At 66.2% G+C, this 22541-nt stretch carries 19 protein-coding genes; 10 read left to right on the top strand and 9 right to left on the bottom strand.

Translation table 11 applies throughout. The annotated features are described in order from the left end of the window. Nucleotides 1-15: 15 nt before the first annotated feature. Complete coding sequence (locus IAG41_RS07535; protein ID WP_187728580.1) at nucleotides 16-675, bottom strand: murein L,D-transpeptidase catalytic domain family protein; 660 nt, start codon at nucleotides 673-675, stop codon at nucleotides 16-18. Nucleotides 676-994: 319 nt separating this feature from the next. Between IAG41_RS07535 and IAG41_RS07530 the strand changes: the two genes are divergently transcribed. From IAG41_RS07530 to mtnA, 5 genes are read left to right on the top strand one after another with little or no spacing between them, the layout of a single operon-like run. Next, complete coding sequence (locus IAG41_RS07530; RefSeq protein WP_262408538.1) at nucleotides 995-1762, top strand: L,D-transpeptidase family protein; 768 nt, start codon at nucleotides 995-997, stop codon at nucleotides 1760-1762. Nucleotides 1763-1805: 43 nt separating this feature from the next. Continuing rightward, nucleotides 1806-2438, top strand: a complete 633-nt coding sequence (locus IAG41_RS07525) for a methylthioribulose 1-phosphate dehydratase (protein ID WP_187728019.1) — start codon at nucleotides 1806-1808, stop codon at nucleotides 2436-2438. Beyond that, complete coding sequence (locus IAG41_RS07520) at nucleotides 2435-2980, top strand: 1,2-dihydroxy-3-keto-5-methylthiopentene dioxygenase (protein ID WP_187728018.1); 546 nt, start codon at nucleotides 2435-2437, stop codon at nucleotides 2978-2980. The genes IAG41_RS07525 and IAG41_RS07520 overlap by 4 nt, the downstream gene beginning before the upstream one ends. Nucleotide 2981: 1 nt before the next feature. Next, nucleotides 2982-3617 carry an acireductone synthase gene (gene mtnC / locus IAG41_RS07515; RefSeq protein ID WP_316251108.1) on the top strand — a complete coding sequence of 212 codons (636 nt, stop codon included), beginning with the start codon at nucleotides 2982-2984 and terminating at the stop codon, nucleotides 3615-3617. Beyond that, complete coding sequence (gene mtnA, locus IAG41_RS07510) at nucleotides 3614-4657, top strand: S-methyl-5-thioribose-1-phosphate isomerase (RefSeq protein ID WP_187728016.1); 1044 nt, start codon at nucleotides 3614-3616, stop codon at nucleotides 4655-4657. Before mtnC ends, mtnA begins: the two co-directional genes overlap by 4 nt. Before the next feature lie 3 nt (nucleotides 4658-4660). Here the strand turns inward: mtnA and IAG41_RS07505 are convergent, their stop codons facing one another. Further along, nucleotides 4661-5353: a hypothetical protein gene (locus IAG41_RS07505; protein WP_262408537.1), complete on the bottom strand. Its 693-nt coding sequence runs from the start codon at nucleotides 5351-5353 to the stop codon at nucleotides 4661-4663. Between the two features lie 252 nt (nucleotides 5354-5605). Beyond that, nucleotides 5606-6766: an aminotransferase gene (locus IAG41_RS07500; RefSeq protein WP_187728015.1), complete on the bottom strand. Its 1161-nt coding sequence runs from the start codon at nucleotides 6764-6766 to the stop codon at nucleotides 5606-5608. A 97-nt stretch (nucleotides 6767-6863) separates the two neighbouring features. On the opposite strand from IAG41_RS07500, the gene IAG41_RS07495 reads away from it, so the two are divergent. The 3 genes from IAG41_RS07495 to IAG41_RS07485 all read left to right on the top strand — a co-directional run bounded on the left by IAG41_RS07495 (nucleotide 6864) and on the right by IAG41_RS07485 (nucleotide 10085). Continuing rightward, complete coding sequence (locus tag IAG41_RS07495; protein ID WP_187728014.1) at nucleotides 6864-7097, top strand: hypothetical protein; 234 nt, start codon at nucleotides 6864-6866, stop codon at nucleotides 7095-7097. Between the two features lie 196 nt (nucleotides 7098-7293). Then, nucleotides 7294-8316, top strand: coding sequence for a hypothetical protein (locus IAG41_RS07490; RefSeq protein ID WP_187728013.1), 1023 nt, complete (start codon nucleotides 7294-7296; stop codon nucleotides 8314-8316). An 11-nt stretch (nucleotides 8317-8327) separates the two neighbouring features. Further along, nucleotides 8328-10085, top strand: coding sequence for an N-acetylmuramoyl-L-alanine amidase (locus IAG41_RS07485; protein ID WP_187728012.1), 1758 nt, complete (start codon nucleotides 8328-8330; stop codon nucleotides 10083-10085). A 68-nt stretch (nucleotides 10086-10153) separates the two neighbouring features. On the opposite strand, the gene IAG41_RS07480 is transcribed toward IAG41_RS07485, so the two are convergent. The 3 genes from IAG41_RS07480 to IAG41_RS07470 are packed head-to-tail and all read right to left on the bottom strand — an operon-like array spanning nucleotide 10154 to nucleotide 13130. Continuing rightward, nucleotides 10154-11404 carry an adenosylmethionine--8-amino-7-oxononanoate transaminase gene (locus tag IAG41_RS07480; RefSeq protein WP_187728011.1) on the bottom strand — a complete coding sequence of 417 codons (1251 nt, stop codon included), beginning with the start codon at nucleotides 11402-11404 and terminating at the stop codon, nucleotides 10154-10156. Then, nucleotides 11401-12018: a dethiobiotin synthase gene (gene bioD / locus IAG41_RS07475; protein WP_187728010.1), complete on the bottom strand. Its 618-nt coding sequence runs from the start codon at nucleotides 12016-12018 to the stop codon at nucleotides 11401-11403. The genes IAG41_RS07480 and bioD overlap by 4 nt, the downstream gene beginning before the upstream one ends. Then, on the bottom strand, nucleotides 12015-13130 hold the full coding sequence (locus IAG41_RS07470; protein ID WP_187728009.1) for an 8-amino-7-oxononanoate synthase: 1116 nt from the start codon (nucleotides 13128-13130) through the stop codon (nucleotides 12015-12017). Before IAG41_RS07470 ends, bioD begins: the two co-directional genes overlap by 4 nt. A gap of 143 nt (nucleotides 13131-13273) precedes the next feature. On the opposite strand from IAG41_RS07470, the gene IAG41_RS23140 reads away from it, so the two are divergent. Further along, the gene (locus IAG41_RS23140) at nucleotides 13274-14740 is read left to right on the top strand and encodes an esterase-like activity of phytase family protein (RefSeq protein WP_187728008.1); all 1467 of its coding nucleotides are present in this window, start codon (nucleotides 13274-13276) and stop codon (nucleotides 14738-14740) included. 139 nt (nucleotides 14741-14879) lie between these two features. Next, nucleotides 14880-16256, top strand: coding sequence for an MFS transporter (locus IAG41_RS07460; RefSeq protein WP_187728007.1), 1377 nt, complete (start codon nucleotides 14880-14882; stop codon nucleotides 16254-16256). Nucleotides 16257-16412: 156 nt separating this feature from the next. Here the strand turns inward: IAG41_RS07460 and IAG41_RS07455 are convergent, their stop codons facing one another. The 3 genes from IAG41_RS07455 to IAG41_RS07445 form a co-directional block, all read right to left on the bottom strand. After that, complete coding sequence (locus tag IAG41_RS07455) at nucleotides 16413-17168, bottom strand: DeoR/GlpR family DNA-binding transcription regulator (RefSeq protein WP_187728006.1); 756 nt, start codon at nucleotides 17166-17168, stop codon at nucleotides 16413-16415. Nucleotides 17169-17241: 73 nt separating this feature from the next. Then, a complete protein-coding gene (locus IAG41_RS07450) occupies nucleotides 17242-19296 on the bottom strand; it encodes a phosphocholine-specific phospholipase C (RefSeq protein WP_187728005.1) in 2055 nt (684 codons plus the stop codon). A 92-nt stretch (nucleotides 19297-19388) separates the two neighbouring features. Beyond that, entirely contained in the window at nucleotides 19389-22418 is a 3030-nt protein-coding gene (locus IAG41_RS07445) for a TonB-dependent receptor (RefSeq protein WP_187728004.1), read from the bottom strand. Nucleotides 22419-22541: the final 123 nt, after the last annotated feature.

Here is a 22541-nt window from a genome sequence, read left to right as displayed (position 1 = left end):
CGCCGATCTACCGACTCAGACCCGGGCGGAGAAGATCATCCGACCCGGTCCCAGGCGCTCGAACACCTTGGCCAGTTCCTGTTCGCCGACCGCGAAGCAGCCCTGGCTGCGGCCGAGCTTGCCGTGCTTGGCGATCATGTCGGGGTTCGAATACCAGGCCGAGTGCACCACGATCGCGCGATCGAGCGCATTGTTGTTGGTGGGATCGAGGCCGAGCAGGCGCTGGGAGTCGCCATGCTTGCCGACATAATAATCGGCAGTGAGGAACGCGCCTTCGCAGGTCGCTTCCGAATTCACTTCGTTCGAGAAACGATGGAGCAGGCCGGTATGCTCGGGGTCGGAACCGATGCCGTGCGCGACCAGGAAGCTCTCGACCTCGCCGGTGCCCATATTGATCAGGTGGAAGCGCGGACGGGCCGAATTGGTGCTGAAATCGGCGATGGCGATGCGATCGTGCGAGGGGATGCGCATCGAATGCCTGTCGAGCGCGGCAGTCGCGCGCTTGAACAGCTCGGGACGCACGCCGACGGGCGTGAGCGGCCGCTTGGCAGCAACTGCGGGAGCCTTGGGGATCGGTGCGGCGGGGACCGGCGCGGGAGGCGCCAGCGGAGCTGCCGCCACGGCGAGGTTCATTGACTTCGACACGCAGGCGGACACCGCCGCACCGCTTGCCATCACCAGCGCCGATTTCAAAAGCGCACGGCGCGATTGTGCCGTCCCGAGTATATCGTTCACTATGTTTTACGCCCGCTAAACTCTTGCCCCGAAGAACTTATATCAGAGATGGGCCGTAATATTGGTTTAACAAAGGCTCGGACCGGGGCCATTCGCCGTGTCTGATGCCCGGTTCGCCGAGGACTTGGCGCATTGCGGGACACTTCCGCAAATCGAGCGCCCTTGGGGCACGCCAACATGATTCGGAAATGGATCGAATCTGGATTAACCATTTGTGCCAGGGGAGGACATCCGAGTCCCGCCCCTTGGAGACACGCCGATGCGCGCTGGCCTGGGTGCCATCTTGATCCTCTGCACGATGTTCTTCGCCGTGCCGGCGATCGCGGGCGACGGGCTGCGGCCCGGACAATATGTCTGGTACGACCGGCCCCAGCTGATCCGCGCGAGCACCGTTCCGAGCCAGATCTCGATCACCGTCAGCCTGCCCGATCAGCGCGCCTATGTGTACCGCGACGGCGAGATGATCGGAATGACCACCGTCTCCACAGGCGCGCGGGGTCGCGCGACGCCGGTCGGCAACTACACCATCCTCCAGAAGAAGCCGTTCCACCGCTCGAACCTCTACAGCAACGCGCCGATGCCTTTCATGCAGCGGCTCACCTGGTCGGGGATCGCGATGCATGCCGGGCATCTGCCGGGCTATCCCGCCTCGCATGGCTGCATCCGTATGCCGCGCGCGTTCGCCGAGCAGCTCTATTCGATGACCGATCTCGGCGTGGCGGTGTCGGTAGTCGCGCACCGCATCGAGAATGTACCGGCGTTCCCGGCCCAGACCGCGACGATGATCGCCGACAACAAGTCGAGCCGCCGCCGCGCAGCCGCAGCGGCCGAAGCCGCGTTGGTCGATATCGATCTGGAACCGATTCCCTATCCCTCGCCGATGATTCTGGCCGATACCAGCGCGTTGAGCGGCGACGCGTTCGACGTGCTGACGATGGGCGGCGATCCGCCCGCGGTGTTCGAGCCGGCGGTCTGGACGAGCGCACCGGTTCGCGAGATCGTGCAGCCGATCCCAGCGCGCAAGTAAATCTACTGCTTGCACGCCCGCCGGATGCGCTAAAGGGCGGCACATGACGACAATGGCTTTCGACGATGCCGCCGCCAGGCTGGTGGAGACCGGCCGCCGGCTGGATGCGCGTGGCTGGGCGCCCGCCACCGCCGGCAATTATTCGGCGCGGCTCGACGACGGCAGCTTCGCGGTGACCGTGTCGGGCTGGCACAAGGGGCGGCTGACCGTCGACGGCATCATGCGCATCGATGATTGGGGCAGGCCGCTGACCGCCGGCAAGCCTTCGGCGGAGACCGAGCTGCACCTTGCGATCTATCGGCTGTTTCCGGATGTGAACGCTGTGCTCCACGGGCACTCGCCCGAAGCGGTGGGTCTGAGCCGCGCCGCCGAAGGGCAGAGTGAATGGGTGTTCCGTGGTCACGAGATGCTCAAGGCCTTCCCCGGCAACGCCACGCATGAGGCCGAGGTACGGCTGCCGATCGTGGACAACAGCCAGGACATGGCGGTGATTGATACAGCGGTAACACCTTGGCTTCTGGAACCGGGCGCCGCGCCTGCCTATCTCATTCGCAGTCACGGGCTCTATGCCTGGGGCAAGGATCTGGACGAGGCCGAGCGTGTGCTCGAAGCGACCGAATGGTTGATCGCCGCCGAGCTGGCCGAGCTCGGCTTCAGAAGGGCTTGGAAGCAATGACCCAGTTGCGAATTTTCGAGGAAGACGGTGCGCAGCTCACCGAAACCAGCGATCCGGCGGAGGTGGCCGAGGCGCTGAAGCCGCTCGGCGTGCGCTTCGAGCAATGGCCGTCGCGGGCGATCCCTGTCGATGCCGATCAGGAGGCCGTGCTGGAGGCCTTCGCGCCGGAGGTTGATCGGCTGAAGGCCGAGAATGGCTATCTTTCGGTCGACGTGATCCGCATGGTCCCCGATCATCCTGAGAAGGGTGCGCTCCGGACCAAGTTCCTGTCCGAGCACCGCCATTCGGAGGACGAAGTGCGCTTCTTCGTCGAGGGCGAGGGGCTGTTCACGCTGCGTGGCGAGGACAGGATCTATGCCGTGCTCTGTACCGAAGGCGACCTGATCTCGGTGCCCGCGGGCACGCGGCACTGGTTCGACATGGGGCCCAGCCCGCGCTTCACTGCGATCCGCTTGTTCACCAATCCCGATGGCTGGATCGCCAATTTTACCGGCGACGCGATCGCGGACCGATTCCCGCGCCACGAACCCGTCACGGCCTGACGTGCAGACAGATCCAAAGGCGATCCTCCTCGATATCGAGGGGACGACGAGCAGCATCTCGTTCGTTGCCGACGAGTTGTTTCCCTATGCTCGCAAGCATTTGGCCGAATTCGTTGCAAGTCATCCTGAAGAAAGCGTGCCGATCCTGGCCGAAGTCCCCGGCGATAATCCGGTGGCGACTTTGCTCCAGTGGATCGACGAGGACCGCAAAGCGACACCGCTCAAGACGCTACAGGGCCTGATCTGGGCGCAGGGCTATGCCGATGGCGAGCTGAAGGGGCATGTCTATCCCGACACGCCCGAGGCGATGCGCCGCTGGAACGCCGCCGGCGTGCCGGTCTATATCTATTCTTCTGGCTCGATCGCCGCGCAGAAGCTAATCTTCGGTCATTCGATCGCGGGCGACCTGACGCTGATGCTCTCGGGCTATTTCGACACCACCACCGGCCCCAAACGCGAGTGCGAGTCCTACGCCAAGATCGCATCCGCCATCGGCTTGGCGGCGGGCGACATCCTGTTCGTCTCGGACATCCAGGCCGAGGTCGACGCGGCACGCGACGCTGGGTTGCGGGCGCTGCTGATCGACCGCGACGGCAATGCCGGCGATGTTCACAGCTTGGCGGAGATACGCGCATGATCCTCGAAGGCGTGCATCGCCGCTCGATCACTCGTACCGACGACGGCGCGGGGATCCGCATCCTCGATCAGCGCAAGCTGCCCTGGGAAGTGCTGTGGGTCGAATTGCGCGATGTCGATCAGGCCGCGGTCGCGATCCGCGAGATGTGGACGCGCGGCGCACCGATGATCGGGGCGACGGCGGCTTATGGCCTGGCAATGGCGCTGGCTGTCGATCCGAGCGATGCGGCGCTGGACGCTGCCTATGCCAAGCTCCTCGAGACGCGGCCGACCGCGATCAACCTGCGCTGGGCGCTCGATGCAGTCCGCGCCGCCGTGCAGGATCTGCCCGAGGCCGAGCGCGCCGAGGCGGCTTTCGTCAAGGCCGATGCGATCTGCGACGAGGATGCAGAGCTGTGCCGCGCGATCGGCGAGCACGGGCTTGAGCTGTTCAAGGCGCTGCATGCGAAGAACCCCGAACGCCCGCTCAACATCCTGACGCATTGCAACGCCGGCTGGCTGGCGACGGTGGATTACGGCACCGCCACCGCGCCGATCTATCTCGCGCACGACGCCGGTATCCCGATCCATGTCTGGGTCGACGAGACGCGTCCGCGCAACCAGGGCGCTTTGCTCACCGCGTTCGAGCTGCGCAACCATGGCGTGCCGCACACGGTGATCGCCGACAATGCCGGCGGGCTGCTGATGATGAAGGGGCAGGTGGATGCCGTCGTCGTGGGCACCGATCGAGTCACCGCCAACGGCGACGTCTGCAACAAGATCGGCACCTATCTGAAGGCGCTCGCCGCGAAGGACAACGACGTGCCCTTCTATGTCGCATTGCCTTACACGACCTTCGATCCCAACACAGCCAGCGGCGCGGACATTCCGATCGAGGAGCGTGCGCCTGAGGAACTGACGATGTTCACGGGGCCGGGCGAGGGGGGAATCGCGACCGTGAAGGTCACCGATTCCCCCGCCGCAAATCCGGCGTTCGACGTCACGCCCGCGCGGCTGGTGACGGGTTACATCACCGAGCGCGGGGTACTCGACCGGATCTGACCGTTACCGCGGTTCGGTCTTGACCGTGGTCGTCGTGGTGGTCGTGCTGCTCGCCGGCTTGGCGGGCACGGCCTTGCGCACCGTGGTCTTCTTCTTCACCGAATAGGAGCGCGCGGGCGTGCTCGTCGTCGTGCGATCCACCGTCACGGTCGTGGTCGGCGGCGTTGCAGCTGCCGTCTTGGCGGCCGCGGCTTCGGCCGCGGCACTTGCCGCCGCCTGCTGCGCTTCGCTTGCACGGGCATTCGCGGCCGCTGCACTGTCCTGCGCCGTAGCAGCGGCATTCTCGGCCGCGGCGCGCTGATTGCGCTCGGCGTCCGCAGCCGCGGCAGCGGCATTGGCCGACGCCTCGGCGTTCACTCGGGCATCGCGCTCGGCGGATGCCTGGGCGGTCTTGTTCTGCTCGGCCTGGGCGAGCGCCTGATCGGCAAGCGCCGATGCGCGATGCGCCTCGTTGATCGCCGAATCACGGTGATCGCGCGCGAGCTGGTCCTGCGCGGTGCGCAGGGCTTCCTGCGCCCGTGCCATCGGCTCGGAGGCATAGGTATCGGCGCCGACCTTCTGTGCAGCGTCCACCTTGGCGGTGGCTTCGGTTACAGCGGTGCGCGCGCGGTCGATGCGGCTCTGTGCCAGCGCCGGCGTAGCGACGAGCAGTGCGGAAATACCGACACCACGCATCAGGAAACTAAAATACTGCATGTTTGCAACTCCAGTTGCCCCGCGGTCCGGCGAACGTGCCGCGTCGAGCGGGGGTTGCTTAGACGTCGACCAGACGAGCCAAACTATCGACCAAACGCATTTGCCTGCCTTGATTATGCGCGCAATCGCTCAGGCCGAGCGTGGCATCGTCCTTGACGGAACAGTAGCGCACCGCGGGGGTCGCTTGTTCCGCCGGTGTTGCAATGTAGGATTTCGAATGCTCCACCCTGGCCGATGGAGCAGTTCCCGGATCTATCGCTTACCCAGCGCGGCGCGCGCGCCGGCGATCCGCTCGATCGCGGCGTCCAGCGTGGCGTCTTCCTTCACGAAGCAGAAGCGCACGACATTGATCACCGGGTCTTCGGCATAAAAGGCCGAGACGGGAATTGCTGCGACGCCGGCCTCGTCGATCAGGCGGTCGCAAAAGGCGACATCGCCCAGTTCGATGCCCGATGCGGCGAGATCGACCGAGAGAAAATAGGTTGCCGCGCTCGGCAAAGTGACGAAGCCCGCACCCTCCAGCCCGGCCTTCAACCGGTCGCGACCCTGCTGGAAGCGATGCCGCGCCTCCTGCACCCAGAAGTCCTGCGTCGCGAGACCCTCGGTGACTGCCCATTGCAGATTGGGCGGGGTGGTGAAGGTGAGGAACTGGTGCGCCTTGGCGAGGACGCGAGCGATATGCGGCGCCGCGCACATCCAGCCGACCTTGAAGCCGGTCAGCGCGAAGATCTTGCCGGCGGAGCCGATCTTTACCGTGCGCTCGCGCATGCCGGGAAAGCCGATCAGCGGGAGGTGACGCGCGCCATCGAAGGTGACGTGTTCCCAGACTTCGTCGCAGACGGCGATCAGATCGTGCGCAACGCAGAAATCGGCGATCGCCGAGAGTGCCTCGGCGCTGCACATCGTTGCGGCGGGATTGAGCGGATTGTTGAGCAGCAGCAGCTTAGTGCGGGGGGTGACCTCCGCTTCCAGCGCCGCCTTGTCGATCTTCCACTCGGGCGGTTGGAGGCGCACGAAGCGGGGGATGCCGCCCGCCTGGCGGATCAGCGGCACATAAGCATCGTAGAGCGGCTGGAAGCAGATCACTTCGTCACCCGGCTCGATCAGCGCGAACAGCGAAGCGGCCAGTGCTTCTGTGGCGCCCGAGGTGACGATCACCTCCTCGGCGGCGAGATTCAGGCCCTGGTGCCGGGCATAGTGATCGGCGACGGCCTGGCGCAGCTCGGGCAGGCCGATCATCGGCGGATACTGGTTCGATTTCTCGATCAGCGCGCGCGCCGCGGCTTCGAGCACGGCCTCGGGGCCGCGCCCGTCGGCGAAGCCCTGGCCCAGGTTTATCGCGCCGGTCGCGCGGGCGCGGGCCGACATGGCTTCGAAGATGGTGGTGCCCATCCCGGCATAAAGCGGGTTCATGCGCGGCCTTGTGCCCCGTGCGCGTGGCGGCTTGCAAGTCCGCACGAAACCGCCGCATTAGCCGAACGTTCAGGTTCGGCGTACGAGAAGGAACACCATGAGCAAGAAGCCGCCCCTCCCCGAAGAAGCCCAATCGCCCTACCCGATCGAGGAGGCGCCGCACGACGGCACCGACAACGAGACGGTGGCCGTGGTCAAGGAACTGGCCGCCGCCCGCAAGCGGCGCTTGCAGCCGACGCGCACGCAGCTCGGCATCGGCGCGGCAGTGGGCATCGGTTCGGCGGCGATCGTCGCCGGGCTGCTCTATTGGCGGGGCAACCACCGCAAATAACGGCATTAACGGTGGCGTGCGCGCCGCCGGCTTGCTTGACTCCCCGACAATCTAGGGCATCTTCTTGCCCATGTCCGCGGTCGCATGCGCCACCGCGAAGACAGGTCGCCACAGCATAGGATCGGGGCTCGCCGCTTGGCGTGCGCGCTGTCCGTTTCGCGTTCGAGGAAATTGGCCACCAACAAGGGGGACCAGCATGAACGTCGCCGACCTGTCTCTGCCGGGCAAGGATGCCATGGGGGTCGCCATCACCGATCTCTATGCCCGCAAGCCGCCCGTTTATGGCGTCTATCGCACCGCCCGTGGGGTAATGGTGCATTTTGCCGATGAAGATGCCGCCGCCAATGCGCAACGCGCCGATCTGGCGCGGCTCAATCCGCTTCGCGGCCAGATCAACGGGCTCGTCGAAGGCTGGCGGTCCAGCCTGGCGGGCAGTCCGCAGAACGCCCGGGCCGAACGCTATGATCGTCGCGTTGGCGATGCGCTGATCGTTGCGCTCGAAGGCGATGCGGATACTGCACAACAGCTGCTGACGGACATCAAGCAAGACATCTTGAACGAGCGCATCGGTACCGGCCGGGTGGAGTATCTGGCGACGGCGCTTGCGACCGGGCTCGCGGTGCTGCTCTTCGTGGCGATCGCCACGCTCCTCGGCAATTATCAGGGCACGAGCCTCGCGCTCTGGCGGGCGGCGGCGGCGGGAACGGCGGGCGGCTTCTTCTCGATCGCGCTCGCGATCCGCAGCCGGACCGTGCTTCCCGATCTCCAGCGCTGGTCGAACGTCATCGACGCGGTGCTGCGCATGCTGATCGGGACGATCTCGGGCGTAGTGCTCATCGGCCTGATCCTGTCGGGACTGGTCACGCTCACCATCGGCAGCGCGCATTTCGGGCCGGAGCTGCTGTGGATCAACGTGCTGATCGCCGGCTTTGTCGCGGGATTCACCGAACGCTTCGTGCCGGATATCCTCGAAAAGGCGACGGTATCGACCGATCCGCCGCCAATGCGCCCGACCGTCGCCGAGCCGGCGCCGGCGCCAGCGGCGGAAGTCGCCGGCGAAGGTGAACATGTCGGAGCGACGGAGCCTGAAGCCGATCCGCTGCCCGAGGAAGCCGCAACCGATTCCTGCGCCTGCGATGTCGATCTGCCCGACGACCAGGTCGTCCAGGACAGCGATCTGCCGGCCGCGTCCGGTGGCGTCGCCAAAGACGCGGCTTGAGGGAGGGTAAGATGGTTTTTTCGCTCACCTGGCTTCCCGAAGTGCTCGAAGCCGCCGGCCTGAAGGTCGCCGAGACCGAGAATTGGCGCAGCCGTGGCCGCGCCGAGATGGGCAGGGTGCGCGGGGTGATGTGCCATCACACCGCCACGCCCGGCCACTTCGACAAGAACATGCCGACGCTCGACCTGCTGATTCGGGGCCGCTCGGACCTGGCGGGACCGCTGGCCCAGCTCGGGCTGGGGCGCGACGGGACCTTCTATGTGGTCGCGGCGGGTCGCGCGAACCATGCCGGCGCGGGAAATTGGGAAGGGATCACCACCGGCAATTCCAGCTTCATCGGCATCGAGGCGGAGAATAGCGGCCGCGATCCGTGGCCGGATGTCCAGATGGACGCCTATCGGCGCGGCGTGGCGGCGATCCTCAAGCGCATCGGCGCGGGCGCGAGCATGTGCTGCGGGCACAAGGAATATGCGCTGCCCGCCGGCCGCAAGCCGGACCCGACCTTCGACATGGCGCTGTTCCGGCGCGATGTGTCCGATCTGCTCGCGGGCAAGACCCCGCCGCCGCCGATCCCCGCCAAGGATGACGACAATCGCTCGACGCTGCGGCGTGGTTCGCGCGGGAGCCTGGTCGAGCAGATCCAGGGTCTGCTCAACGTGGAGCAGGACGCGATCTTCGGCCCGAACACCGAGGCCGCGGTGCGCGCCTTCCAGCGGAAGGCGGACCTGGTGCCCGACGGGATCATCGGCCCCAAGACTTGGGCGGTGATCGCCAAGGATAATCCGGGCACCGTCCTCCAGGCACCCACACCCGCACCCATTCCGACGCCGACGCCGACGCCAATCCCGGCTCCGGTTATCTCTGCCGTCTCGCTGCCGCCTCCGGACGACGCAGCGCATCCGGCGACCGTGTCGGCCGACGGCAAGGCTTTCACGCCGCTGGGCAGGCAATTTGCCAAGACCTTCAAGCTGGGTTTCGTCACCAGCGGCACGACTTCGATCGAGTCTTGGCTCGCCGCACGGCCCCAACAGCCAACGGCGTCGCCCTCGGTGCTGCGCATCATGAAGGCGGTGAGCGTCAACGAAGGCCTGCTCGACGCGGTCAACAGCTGGGACGCGTGCTTCATGTCGTTCGGCATCCTCCAATGGACTGCGGGGAAGAATGACGAGGAAGGCGAATTGCCGGCGATGCTCGATCATCTGAAGCGTGCCGATCCGGACGCCTATGCCGAGTGTTTCGGCCGCTTCGGGCTGGAGGTAAGACTGGCGGCTCCTGGCGCGACGACCGGGCGACTGACGCTGAACGGTGCGCTGCTCGATAGCGCGGCCGGGAAGCAACAGCTTCGCGACGTCAAATGGGCCTATCGCTTCTGGCGCGCGGGCCAGCACGACGCGGTACGGCTCGCCGAGTTCGATTTCGCGGCGGGGCGGATCAAACGCTTCATCGACGCGCCTGTGCTTGGCCGGCCGCTCCATGCCTGGATCAGCTCGGAACTCGGCATCGCGCAGCTGCTCGACGAGCATACCAATCGGCCCGGCCATGTGCCGGGTACGCTCAAGCTGGGCCTGCAGGCGCTGTTCGGCGACAGCCCACCCGATCCGTCGGGCTGGACGAATGCCGACGAGCGCCGTCTCATCGCCGCCTATCTCAAGGCTCGGCACGCCAGAACCAAAAGCAAGATGACCGATTCCGAGGCCCGCGCCGGGCGGATCGAAGCGATGGCGGAACAGGGCAAGCTTTCCGCCGCGCGGGGATCGTTCGTTGCTTAAGCGCGCTCGCTTCCGGAAAGCTTGAATTTGAGAGAGAAGTTTTTTTCACATAGCAGGTGTCAACCGTGTCAACCTGTCGTCTCGATTGCTTCCGCGATCGCGGCGTGGATCGCACCGAAATCTGCTTCGTCGATGCAATAAGGCGGCATCACGTAGATCGTGTTGCCGAGCGGGCGCAGCAGCAGGTCGCGCCCGCGGAAAAAGGCGAGAAGGCGCGGACCGAGATCGGAAAGGTAGCGGCTTTGGCCCGAGCCGAGCTCGAACGCGGCGACCGTGCCGTAGCTGCGGGGGTTTTTCACTTTCGGGTGATCGGCGATGGCGTCAATTGCTTCACGCTGGCGCGTGGCGAGCAGGGCGACGCGCTCCAGCACCGGCTCCTCGCGCCAGATCGCGAGATTGGCGGCGGCGGCCGCGCAGGCGATCGGATTGGCGGTGTAGCTGGAGGAATGGAAGAACATCCGCGCGCGGTCGGTCGCGTAATGCGCCCGGTAGATCGCTTCGCTTGCCATCGTCACCGCAAGCGGCACGGAGCCGCCGGTCAGTCCCTTGGACAGGCACAGGATATCGGGAACCACGTCCGCCTGCTCGCAGGCCAGCAAGGTGCCGGTGCGGCCCCAGCCGGTCATCACCTCGTCGGCGATGAACAGCACGCCATGCGCCGCGCAGATCCGCCGCATCTCGGCGAGCACGGCGGGCGAATAGAAGCGCATGCCGCCGGCGCCCAGCACCAGCGGCTCGACGATAAAGGCTGCGGGATGCTCGCGGCAGGCGGCTTCCAGCGCATCGAGCGTGCGTTGCTCGGCGCCGGAATCGGGGAAGGGGATGGTGCCGACATCGAAGAGCAGCGGCTCATATTGCCGGGTGAACGCGCCGCGCGCGCCTGCGGACATCGTCCCGATCGTATCGCCATGATAGCTGTGTTCGAGGACGAGGATGCGGTGGCGCCGCTCGCCGCGGTTCACCCAGAAGCCCAGCGCCATCTTGAGCGCTACCTCGACGCTGGTGGAGCCGGAATCGGAGAAGAACACACGGGTCAGCGCGTGTGGCATGATCTCGATCAACCCCTGCGCGACCTGCTCGGCGGGCTCGTGCGTCCAGCCGGCGAAGATGATCTGGTCCATCCGCGCCGCCTGATCGGCGATCGCCGCCATGATGCGGGGATGACGATGGCCATGCGTCGTCACCCACCAGGACGAAATCGCGTCGATCACGCGGCGCCCGTCGGCAGTGTAGAGCGCGGCGCCCTCGGCATGGGTGACGAGCGGGATCGGCTCCTCCAGCCCATGCTGGGTGAAAGGGTGCCAGATCGGCGAGCTCATGCGAAATCCTCGACGCGGAAATGCGCAGCGAAGGCGGCATCGAGCGTTTCGGGCGCGATCCGGTCGAGGCAGGGCAGGCGGCCGAGCCTGCTGACGCCGCCGAGCCGCGCGATCGTCGCCTCGCTGTCCTCCACCGCATCGCCGATAAAGGCGATGCCCAGTATCGGCACACCCCGCGCCCGCAGCGCCTCGATCGACAAGAGGCTGTGGTTGATGGTGCCGAGCGCTGTTCGGGCGACGAGCACGACCGGCTCGACCCAGCGCGCGAACAGATCGGCGAACAGCAGTTCGGAAGTGATCGGCACGAGCACGCCGCCGGCGCCCTCGATCACGAGCGTGCCCTCGATATTTGGTATCGCCAGTCGGGCGGCGTCGATCGCGATGCCGTCGATCTCGGCGGCGCGGTGCGGCGAGCAGGGGGTGTTGAGGCGATATGCTTCGGGCAGCGTGCGCAGCCCGAGCCGTGCGGCCGTGTCCGCGTCTCCGCCGTCCTCGATCCCCGCCTGGATCGGCTTCCAATAGGTAGCGCCGAGCGCCCGGGCGAGTGCCGCGGCGAACACCGTCTTGCCGATATCGGTATCGGTTCCGGTGACGACGATCCTGTGTCCGGTCAAAGCGCGTCCCCGATCGCCCGGGCCAGCGCCGCGATGTCCGCTTCGTCGACGTTGAGCGTCAGCGATATCCGCAGCCGCGAGGTGCCGGGCGGGACCGTCGGCGGCCGGATGCCGCGGACGTCGAAGCCCGCGCGCTGCACTTCTTCGGCGACGCGCATCGTCCGCGCGTCGTCGCCCAGCACCAGCGGCAGGATCTGCGAACCGGTGGCGGCGACGCCGCAGGATGCCAGCGCTGTCTCGGCCAGGCCGATCAGCCTTTGCAGGCGAACGCGACGCTCAGGCTCGTCCGCCAGGATCCGGAGGCTTTCGCGGACCGCCCGAGCGATGAGGGGCGAGGGCGCCGTGGTGAAGATGAAGCTGCGCCCGCGATTGACCAGGAAGTCGCGGACGATGCCGGGCCCGCAGACGAGCGCGCCCTCGCAACCCAGGCCCTTGCCGCAGGTGTGCAGCGTGACGACGTTTTCCCGGTCGTGGAGACCCTCGGCCAGGCCGCGTCCACCCCGCCCGAAAGCACCGGTGGCGTGCGCCTCGTCGATCAGCAGCATCGCGTCGTGCCGGTCGGCGATCTCCGCCAGTGCCTCGAGCGGCGCCCGGTCGCCGTCCATGCTGTACAGGCTCTCGACCGCGATCCATGGCCGGCCGGTGCCTCCCGCGCGCCGCCAGGCGAGGATGGCATCCTCGAACGCGCTTGCGTCGTTGTGCGCGACCTTTGCCGTTTCCGCCCGGCCGAGCCGCATCCCGTCATGTGCGCTGGCATGGATATGCTCGTCGAAGACGACCAGATCACCCTTTTGGGGAAGCGTAGAAAGCAGCGCGACATTGGCCATATAGCCGTTGGCGAAGAACAAGGCGGCTTCCGCGCCGAAGAAGGCCGCAGCTTCCTCTTCCAGAAGCGCGTGCTCGGGATCGTTTCCCCGCAGCAACCGCGATCCGCCGGATCCGATCGCCATCCCTTCCGCAACGGCATCTGCAACAGCTCGACGGAGCCGGTCGGAGCGCGCCAGGCCGAGATAGTCGTTCGATGCGAAGTCCGCGCCGGTGCGGGGCGCCAGGGCCCTCAGCCGATTGTTCCGGGCAAGCTGCGCAAGATCTTCGCGGTGGGTGGTCAGCATCGCGCGGCCCTTATCGGAGACACCACCGCTTGACGAGCGGGATGCATCTTCACTGTCTTGCAGCTTTCATCATGCCGACGCGGGACGGTCATGGATCATGGTTAACGGCGGGTAACTTCCAAGCCAGTGAGGGGACCTGCCACATGATCCGCAAGCTTCTATTGACCGCAGCCTTGGCCAGCGCGTCCATCGCGTCCGCCAACGCCCAGGCATTCCTGCTCGCCCAGGGCAGCCTGACCGGAAGCTCGGCGGGCGAGGGCGTCGACCTCTCCGGCCTGACCTATACCCTGGAAAACGGCCTTCCGGCCAACATGCTCGGCGGCGTCGGCTCGGGCCTCGCTTATGCCGGCGGCAACACCTTCTTCGCGGTTCCCGATCGCGGACCGAACGCGACGCCGTTCAATTCGGCGATCGACGACACCGTATCGTTCGTATCGCGCTTCCAGACGCTGAACATGTCGCTGGTCGCGGGTCCCTCGGGCTCGACGCTGCCCTTCATGCTCACGCCAACGCTGACCCAGACGACCCTGCTGTCGAGCCCGACTCCGCTGATCTATGGAACCGGTGCAGGCCTGGGCAACAAGAAGGACGGCACGCCGCTCGGTTCGGGCGCGCCCGTGATCAACACGGCCAATGCCTATTACTTCTCCGGCCGCTCGGACAATTACGGCCCCGGCGACTCGGGCAATCCGCTCAACGGCCGGTTCGATCCTGAATCGATCCGCATGTCGAACGACGGCAAGAGCGTGTTCATCTCCGACGAATACGGCCCCTATGTCCGCCAGTTCGACCGTACCACCGGCCAGCTGGTCAAGACGTTCGCGCTGCCCGGCAACCTCAACTCGCCCAACCTCTCGCCCAGGGGCGATGTCGAAATCAGCGGCAACACGATCGGCCGCGTCGCCAACAAGGGCATGGAAGGCCTGGCAATCACTCCGGACGGCAAGACGCTGGTCGGCATCATGCAAGCGCCGCTCGAGCAGGACGCCGCCAATCCGGCGACCGCCAGCATGCTGCGTCTCGTCACGATCGACATCGCATCGGGCCAGACCCACGAATATGCCTATAACCTCACCACCGGTTCGGGTGTGAGCGACATCGTCGCGATCAACGACCACCAGTTCCTGGTCGACGAGCGCGACGGCAAGGGCCTGGGCGACGGCTCCAACGCCAAGGTGAAGCAGATCTTCCAGATCGACATTCAGGGCGCGACCGACATCACCAACCTGAACGGTGCCGCCGCCGCGGCAGCAGCGGTGACCAAGGCAAGCAATCCGTTCATCGATCTGGTCATGCAGCTGGTAAACAACGGCATGACCAAGGCGCAGATCCCGGCCAAGATCGAAGGCATCGCCTTCGGCCAGGACGTGATGCTGAACGGCGAGGTGATCCACACGCTCTACATCGCCAACGACAATGACTTCCTGCCTGGCGTCGCCGGGGCGAACCAGTTCTACGTGTTCGGCTTCCGCGACAAGGACCTGCCCGACTATGTCGCACAGCAGTTCGCCGCGGTCCCCGAGCCGGCGAGCTGGGGCATGATGCTGGGTGGCTTCGGCCTCGCCGGCATCGCGATCCGCCGCCGCAAGAAAGCGCCCGCGCTGGCGTGATCTGTTTCGCACGCGCTCCTTGCCGCATCCGGCGAGGGGCGCATGCCACTCGGTTTCTGCCCCCGCATCTCCTTGAGCCGTTGAACCCAAATGCGGTAGGGGGCCGGCGCCCCTTGGAACAACGAGCCTCCGTCCGACGATGAGCGATCCAGTCGCGCCTTCCCAGGACTCGCGGGGCAAGCCGTTCGGCCTTCATCGCGGCTTTTTCGGCCTGGCGATGGCCGAATCCTTCGAGCGGTTCGCCGTGGCGGGCGTCAAGTCGATGCTCACCCTATTCCTGCTCGACCATCTGCTGCGCGCCTCGTCGGATGCCACGCTGGGGCTCGCGCAGTGGCGTGCCACCTTCGAATCGCTGTTCGGCACCCAGTCCGACATCGCCTTCGCCTCACAGCTCTACGGACTGCAATCGGCCTTGCTCTACCTCTCCGTCCCGCTCGGCGGGATGATCGGCGACCTAGTCGCCGGACGCCACCGGGTCGCGGTGGCGGGAGCGGTGATGATGGCCGGGGGCGGCACCGCCATGGCGGGCGGCTATCTGTTCCTGCCCGGCCTGTTGCTGTTCGCGATGGGCGCAGGGTGGGTGAAGGGCAGCCTGGCGGCGCAGGTCGGCGCATTGTTCGACGACGAGCCCGGGCGCCGGCGCGGCTTTGCCGTTTATCTGGGCTTCCTCAACCTCGGCGTGTTCCTGGGGCCGCTCACCTGCGGGGCGCTGGCGAGCATGCTCGGCTGGCGGTTCGGTTTCGGCGCGGCGGCCTGTGCCGCGGGAGTGGCGCTCGCCGTCTATGGCCTGACCGCCCCGCTACGTCCCCGCGCCGGCCGCGACGCGCTTGCGGCGCCGACAGAGCGGGTGCGCTGGTCGGGCGAGGCGACGCGCAAATTGCCGCTGCTCGCGCTCGCCATGGCGGCGGTGTTCCTGTGCTTCGCCGCCTATGAGCAGATCTCGAACTTGGTGTTGGTCTGGGCCGAGCGCCATGTCGATCTGCGGATGGGCGGGTGGCGCATCCCGACGCCGTGGCTGGTTTCGGCCGACGGGCTGCTGACCATCCTGCTGATTCCGTGCAGCGAAGCGCTGTTCCGCACGGCCGAACGGCGCGGGATTTCGCCCGGCCCGCTCACCCGCATCGCCTTGGGCTGCGGACTTTGCGCGAGCGGCTATCTGGTGCTCGCGGCGGCGGCGATGTCCGGCGCCGAGGTGAGCTTGGGGTGGCTGTTTCTCTATCTGCTGCTGGTCGACAGCGCGATCGTATTGGTCTGGCCGGCGGGGCTGAGCCTGATCACCGCGCAGGCGCCGCACGGGCTGGCGGGCCTGCTGGTCGGGACCTTCTATCTCCACGGTTTTTTCGCCAGCCTGTGGACCGGTGCGTCAGGCGCATTCTACGTGCCGCTGGGTCCGTTCGGCTTCTGGCTGATCCATGCCGGGATCGCGCTTTCGGGACTCGTTCTGCTGGCGATTGCCGCGCCGCCGCTGGCGCGGTTGGCGGGCATGAGGGGGCGCGGTCCCCGGCCGATAAGTTGACACGGTTGACACCTGCTATGTCGAAAAACTTTCCTTCCCGAATTTCGGGCGTTTCGGGGCCTCGACGATGAGAAAGAGCTGGTCTTGGATCGGCGCTGAAATCCTACATTGCAAGGCTGGCGGAGAGGTGACGGCTGGTAACATGAGACTTTGACCCTAAGCGACGACCACCTCGGCATGGGCGAAGGCGGCGGCATAGTCGGGATCGAGCGGCTGATCGGTCACCAATATGTCGACCTCGCTCAGCGCCGCGGTGCTCATCATGCCGAAGCGGCCGAACTTCGAGGCGTCGGCGCCGAGCAGGACTCGCTGCGAGGTGGCGTAGGCGATGCGGCTCATCGCGGCCTCGCCCGCATGGAAATCCATCAGGCCGTGCTCGGCATGGACCGCGCCGACCGACAGGATCGCGAGATGCGGGGTGAAGCCGGCGACGAATTCCTGCGCGGTGCGATCGGAAAAGGCGCGGTAATTATAGTCCATCTGGCCGCCGGCCAGGAAAAGCTGGTTGCCGTTGATCCCGCCAAGCTCCTCCGCGACGGTCAGCGAATTGGTGATCACCGTCAGCGAATTATGATTGCCCAGCGCCCTGGCGACGTAACAGGAGGTTGTGCCGGAATCGATGAACAGGATGTCGCCGTCCGAGACATAGGCGGTGGCGGCGGTGGCGATCCGCATCTTGGCCTCGGCATGTTCCTGCATCCGCCGGTCGAGCGGGCCCTCAATGGCCGGCGGCGCGAGGCGGACAGCACCGTGCAGGCGGACGACGACGCCCTCTGTCTCGAGGACGCGCAACTCGCGCCGGATCGTCTCGTCGGACACGCCTAGCTCCTCCGCCAGCCCCATGACGGACAGCATGCCCTTGGCGCGCAGCTTGGTGACGATTTCCTGCTGCCGGTCATGGCGTCTCAGCATCCGATCCTTCCCCCTTGGTTTTGCATTCTTCTGTTTGATTTGATCGCGGTATTCCAGCCCATTCGTCCGCCGCTCAAGCGGATGCGGGCGCCGGCTCGCTGATATCGGGCCGGCCATTCTCGACATGGCCGGCGAGGCGCAGCAGCTCGGCGCCCTCCGTGGTAGCGATCTCGAAATCGTACCAGCGGTGACGCTTCGCCATCGGCATCGTCACTTGCTGCCTGGCGCCCGGGGCGAGCCGCAGCGTGCGGCTGGCGCCGGCGTGCGCGGAGCGGATCGAGAGCGCGTGCGGCGCGGGCCCGCGATTGGCGAGAGTCAGCGTCACTTCCGAGCGATCGGGATCCCAGCGCGTCATCGCCTCGATCCGCTGCCCGGTGCCGGTGCCGCGATAGGCGCGGTGGAAGCCGTTGGGGCCGCTCACCACCAGCGCGAAGGGCGCGTCGGCGGCGATCGGCCAGGCCGCGTCGAGCGTCTTGCCGGCGCTGACCGTGTAATGCCGCCAGCCCGGGAAGCCGATCTCGTCCTGGACCTGGAACACCACGCCGGCCCGCCCCGAATTGACGAAGCGCAAAGTCGCGCCCTCGGCGGTCCAGTTGGCGGCGACGTCGAAATCATAGGGCAAAGCGCGGGCCGGGCGGGTGCCGGGCTCGGGCACCGGCGCGGCTGCCGGAACGGCCTTGGCGACGGCTTTTTCCTGGCGGCACGCCGCGTCGCTCGCGGCGATATAGCCGCTGACGTCGGGAAGGTCGCGGAACCAACTGGTGTCGCGGCGCGCCTCGAGCGTACGATCGAAGTCGAACGCGCTGGTCAGGTCGCCGCAGACCTCGCGCCGCCAGGGCGAGATATTGGGCTCGGCGATACCGAAACGCTTCTCGAGGAAGCGCAGCACCGAGGTATGGTCGAACAGCTGCGAATTGACCCAGCCGCCGCGCGTCCAGGGCGAGACGATCGTCAGCGGGACGCGCGGACCGAGGCCGACGGGCTCGCTTTTATAGTCCTCGCCGCGCAGATCGACCGTGCTCGCGCCGAATTCGGGCCGCGTCGCCGCGGTGGGCGGCACCATGTGGTCGAACAGCCCATCATGCTCGTCATAGTTGAGGATGAAGACGGTCTTGGCCCAGACATCGGGATTGGCGGCGAGGGCGGCGATCAGGCTGCCGGTGAGATACTGGCCGTAGAGCGGCGGCCCGTCAGGATGCTCGCTCATCTGCATTTGCGGGACGATCCACGAGACCGCGGGCAGGCGATCGGCCGCGACGTCGGCGGCGAAGGCCTCGATCAGGTGCTTTCCACGCGACTGTTCGGCATTTTCGGGGGTCGAGCCATCGACCCAGGCGCGGGCGCGCTGGTAGCGCGAGGAAGATCGGTCGAGATTGCGGAATTGCTTGAAATAGCCGAGCGAGTTATCTGAATAATTGGCATATTCCTGATAGACTCGCCACGTGACGCCGGCGCGCTCGAGCCGCTCGGCATAGGGAATCCAGGCGAGCCCGGCGAACTTGGGATCGTCCTTGGCCATGTCGGCGCCGGGATTGTCGTCGCAGCCGCCATTGGTGACGGCATAGATGCCGTCGAACCCGACGCTCAGCCCGTTGCTGCCGGCGAAATGATAGAGCCGGTTGGGGCCGGTCGGGCCCTGGATCGAGCAATGATAGGCGTCGCAGAGCGTGAAGGCATCGGCGAGAGCGTAGTAGTAAGGCAGGTCTGCGCGGGTCATGTAACCCATCGTCATCGGCGTCTTTTCGGGGATCCACGCGTCCCAGTTGCGCCAGAGATGCTGGGTGCCCTTCCAGTCGTGATTGAGGCTGCCGGTGCAGCCCGCCGCGGTGCGCTGGGTGTCGAGATGGAAGGGCCAGACCGCGCCGCCGCCATCCTTCGCCGCGCGGGGCTGCGCCCAGATCGGGTTTCCGCCTGGGATGCGCGCCGGGCGCGGATCGCCGAAGCCGCGCACGCCGCGCAGCATGCCGTAATAATGATCGAAGGAGCGGTTCTCCTGCATCAGGATGACCACGTGGCGGATATCGTCGATCGAGCCCGCCTTGGCGCGCGCGACGGCGGGAACCGACAGGCGGGTCGCTGCCGCGCCCGATCCGGCGGCAAGCACGAAGGTTCGACGATTGATGGCCATGGTCTCTCTCCTTGCCGCCTTAGTGGCCGTGCCGCGTGTCGCGTTCGTGAAAGTGGGAGCGACGGGAGACTGGCCCCCGCCGCCCGAGAGGGTCAGAAGCCGACGCGGAACTGGAGCCGCACTGTACGGGGATCCTGATACACCGCCGGCTTGCCATAGGTGGGCTCCACCTGTCCGTTCGAGAATTCGCCGTGCTCGTCATAGTCGATCGCCGACTTGAAGTTGAACACGTTGAAGACATCGAGGCGGACCGAGGCGTCGAACGTGGCGGGCACGCGGACCTGCGCGCTGACGTCGATCTGCTTGCGCCACTCGCTCTCGAACGCCGAGCCGCGCGGGACCAACTTGCCCTGGCAATAGAAGCCATAGCCGCCATAGCCATGGGCATAGGGATCGACCGAGGTCGGCACCACGCCGATGCAGCCATATTTCCTGGGCGACTGGACCAGCAAATTGGCGCCGAAATCGAGCCATTCGGTCGGGCGATAGCTGCCATAGACCTTGAGCGTGTGACGGCGGCTGCCGGGCAGCTCGCCATAGGTGCCGTCGACCAGGCCCGGCGAGTCGAACGCGGCGGTCTGGCCGCTGGCGACCTGGCCGGTATCGGAGGCGGCGCCGCCCTCGTAATTGCCGATCGTCTTCGCCCAGGTATAGGAGCCGGAGATCCCCCAGACGCCGTCGAACGCGCGATCGAAGGTGAACGTCACCGAGTTGAAGTGCCGCACCGGCTTGGGATAGCCGAGCTGCGCCGCGGTGAAATGGACGGTGGGCTTGGTGCCGTCGGGCAGGCCGATCAGCGTGATGTCGTTGTCCTTGCCCGGATTGATGATCACGAACTGCGAACCGCCGCCATAGATGCCCTTGCACGCGGCTTCGGTGAAACCCTTGCCGACGCAATAGGCGCGCGCGGCGAGATCGATCGACGAATCCTCGAGCGCGTTGCGGAGTTCGCGATGGGTGAAATAGATCCCCGCCCGCATGTTCGAGCCGAAGCGGCGTTCGGCGCCGATGATGAACTCGTCCGCGGACTGGGCGCGCAGATTGTGCGCGAAGGTATTGGTGGTGTCCGCCACCGATCCGTCGCGCGCGACGGTGCAGTTCAGCAGGCCCGTGTCGGGGCAGGCCGTCACGCCGGTGACCGACCCGACGGGCGCGCCGAGGACCGGCGTGCCGTCGCCCGGATTGACGCCGTTCAGGATGTTGTAGCGGTTGAAGGTGAGCACCGAGCCGGCGAAGCTCAGGTTCATGTTGACGTTGAGCGGCAGATAATAGCGGCCGAACGAGCCATAGATTTTGGTCTTGGAATCGCCGGTCGGATCGAAGGTGAAGCCGAGGCGCGGCGCCCAGAGGTCGCCCGACTTCCAATAGGTCTTGCCCTCGGCGTTGCGGTTGTCGAACTTGTCGTCGCGCAGGCCGAGCTGAAGCGTCAGCCGGTCATTGAGCAGCGACCAGCTGTCTTCGATATAGAAGGCCTGGTTGACCGCCTGGAACGAGCCGCTGTTACGGTAGTTGCGGGCGACGACATATTCGGTGCCGGCGGGCAGGTTGGTGTCGTCTCCCGCCAGTGGGACCTTGAAATATTTGAGGTTGCCGGTGCCGATCGTCTGGTAGGTCTGGGTCGCCGTCACCTTTTCGTGATCGAGACCGAAGCGCACATGGTGCGACCCGAGGGCGCTGAAATAGAGGTCTGCGTCGCCGCGATAGAATTCGCGCTTGTCGTCGTTGAACGAGACCGAATCGACCGTGTTGAGGCCGATGTTCGTGCCTTGCGAGCCCGAGCGATAGTCGGTGATCAGCTCGTGCGTGGTGTCGAGCGGCAAGGTGCCGTCGCGCTTGCGGTTGATGCCATAGGCGGCGGAGAGCGTCAGCCAGGACGTGAAGTTGCCGGTGTATCGGCCCACCCAGTTCGCGCCACCGGTGCGCTGATCGTTGCCGCCCTTGAAGTCGCTGAGCTCGTTGGTGTCCGAATTATAGGAGAAGGTCCGGGTGTGGATCGTCGCGGTGGTGTCGAAATAGGTGAATTCGAGGTGCTGGCCGTCGATGATGATCGCGTCGAGCTTGCCGCCCCAGAACGGGCTGTCCGACGTCACGATCGAGGCGGTGTTTGCCGCATGGTCGGTCGCGGTCGCGCTGCCGTCGATCGCCTTGGAATTGCGGGCATTGTAAAGGCCGTAGAAGAACAGGTGATCCTTGATGATCGGGCCGCTCAGCTGGGCGATCGTGTCGGTCGACTGGCGATAGTCGCCGTCATTGTCGGCCGCGAAGGTGTTGCGCGCCGTGCCCATCAGCGCATCGGGCTGCCAGCTGAACAACATGCTGCCGTGGAACTCGTTCGAGCCCGACTTGGTGGTCGCGTTGACGAAGCCGCCGGTGGCGCGGCCGAATTCGGCGGGGAAGCCGCCGGTCTTCACTTCGACGGTCTGCAGGAAGTCGTAGGGCACCGTGACCGGCGAGAAGCCCAGGCGGAAATCGGTGATGTTCAGGCCGTTGATATAATAGGCGTTCTCGGTGAACGAGCTGCCGCTGATCGAGGCCTGGTTGGCGAAGCCGCCATTGTTGGCGGCGCTGCCCTGGGTGGTGCCGGGGGCGAGCAGGATAATGTCGCGTAGGCTGCGCGCGACGGGCACGCGCTTGTCGAGCTCGGCGATGTCGACGACCGCGCCGGTGGTGGTGCGCTCGAAATCGGCGACTTCGACGCGGTTTCCCTTGACGACGATCTCGTTGCCCTCGGCGGCGTCGGCGGGCGCCAGCGTGAACCGGTTGGCGGCGCTCGCCTGGGTCAGCATGACATGCTGCTCGGTATAGGTCTCGAAATCGGGTGCGGACACGGTGACGGTGTAGCTGCCGGGCGCGAGCTGAGGGAATTTGTAGCTGCCCGATGAATCGGTGGTGCCGCTGCGCGAGAAGCCGCGATCGTTGGAGAGGATCTCGACGGTGGCGCCCGCGATCGGCTTGCCATCGCTGCTCTCGACGCGGCCCGATGCGGTGACGTTGGTGTAATCCTGCGCCGATGCCGGGGCCGCCGTTAGCACGAGCGCGGGCAGGGTGCCGAGCAGGGTCGCGGCGAGAAGCGCGGTGCGGGCGCCGCGGCGCTTGCGCGCCGAGAAATGGTCTTTGTGCATGAGATCCCCCGTCAAGGATGTGGCGGGACCGCCTGCCGGCCCCGGTCAGCGGGGGCGGTAGGGTTGCGATGTGGAGGTTATGTGACGTTTTTGCTCATATCGTGTGATAGTGGGCAATATTCT

This window comes from Sphingomonas sp. JC676, from assembly GCF_014489075.1.
Lineage (GTDB): Bacteria > Pseudomonadota > Alphaproteobacteria > Sphingomonadales > Sphingomonadaceae > Sphingomonas.
Note: the sequence above shows the minus strand (reverse complement) of the source record. Positions and strands in the feature narration are given on the sequence as shown.

Excerpts from the sequence above, each read along its gene's own strand:
- IAG41_RS07535 (WP_187728580.1), bottom strand. The coding sequence starts at position 675 with ATGGCAAGCGGTGCGGCGGTGTCCGCCTGCGTGTCGAAGTCAATGAAC.
- IAG41_RS07530 (WP_262408538.1), top strand. The coding sequence starts at position 995 with ATGCGCGCTGGCCTGGGTGCCATCTTGATCCTCTGCACGATGTTCTTC.
- IAG41_RS07525 (WP_187728019.1), top strand. The coding sequence starts at position 1,806 with ATGACGACAATGGCTTTCGACGATGCCGCCGCCAGGCTGGTGGAGACC.
- IAG41_RS07520 (WP_187728018.1), top strand. The coding sequence starts at position 2,435 with ATGACCCAGTTGCGAATTTTCGAGGAAGACGGTGCGCAGCTCACCGAA.
- mtnA (WP_187728016.1), top strand. The coding sequence starts at position 3,614 with ATGATCCTCGAAGGCGTGCATCGCCGCTCGATCACTCGTACCGACGAC.
- IAG41_RS07505 (WP_262408537.1), bottom strand. The coding sequence starts at position 5,353 with ATGCAGTATTTTAGTTTCCTGATGCGTGGTGTCGGTATTTCCGCACTG.
- IAG41_RS07500 (WP_187728015.1), bottom strand. The coding sequence starts at position 6,766 with ATGAACCCGCTTTATGCCGGGATGGGCACCACCATCTTCGAAGCCATG.
- IAG41_RS07495 (WP_187728014.1), top strand. The coding sequence starts at position 6,864 with ATGAGCAAGAAGCCGCCCCTCCCCGAAGAAGCCCAATCGCCCTACCCG.
- IAG41_RS07490 (WP_187728013.1), top strand. The coding sequence starts at position 7,294 with ATGAACGTCGCCGACCTGTCTCTGCCGGGCAAGGATGCCATGGGGGTC.
- IAG41_RS07485 (WP_187728012.1), top strand. The coding sequence starts at position 8,328 with ATGGTTTTTTCGCTCACCTGGCTTCCCGAAGTGCTCGAAGCCGCCGGC.
- IAG41_RS07480 (WP_187728011.1), bottom strand. The coding sequence starts at position 11,404 with ATGAGCTCGCCGATCTGGCACCCTTTCACCCAGCATGGGCTGGAGGAG.
- IAG41_RS07470 (WP_187728009.1), bottom strand. The coding sequence starts at position 13,130 with ATGCTGACCACCCACCGCGAAGATCTTGCGCAGCTTGCCCGGAACAAT.
- IAG41_RS23140 (WP_187728008.1), top strand. The coding sequence starts at position 13,274 with ATGATCCGCAAGCTTCTATTGACCGCAGCCTTGGCCAGCGCGTCCATC.
- IAG41_RS07460 (WP_187728007.1), top strand. The coding sequence starts at position 14,880 with ATGAGCGATCCAGTCGCGCCTTCCCAGGACTCGCGGGGCAAGCCGTTC.
- IAG41_RS07455 (WP_187728006.1), bottom strand. The coding sequence starts at position 17,168 with ATGCTGAGACGCCATGACCGGCAGCAGGAAATCGTCACCAAGCTGCGC.
- IAG41_RS07450 (WP_187728005.1), bottom strand. The coding sequence starts at position 19,296 with ATGGCCATCAATCGTCGAACCTTCGTGCTTGCCGCCGGATCGGGCGCG.
- IAG41_RS07445 (WP_187728004.1), bottom strand. The coding sequence starts at position 22,418 with ATGCACAAAGACCATTTCTCGGCGCGCAAGCGCCGCGGCGCCCGCACC.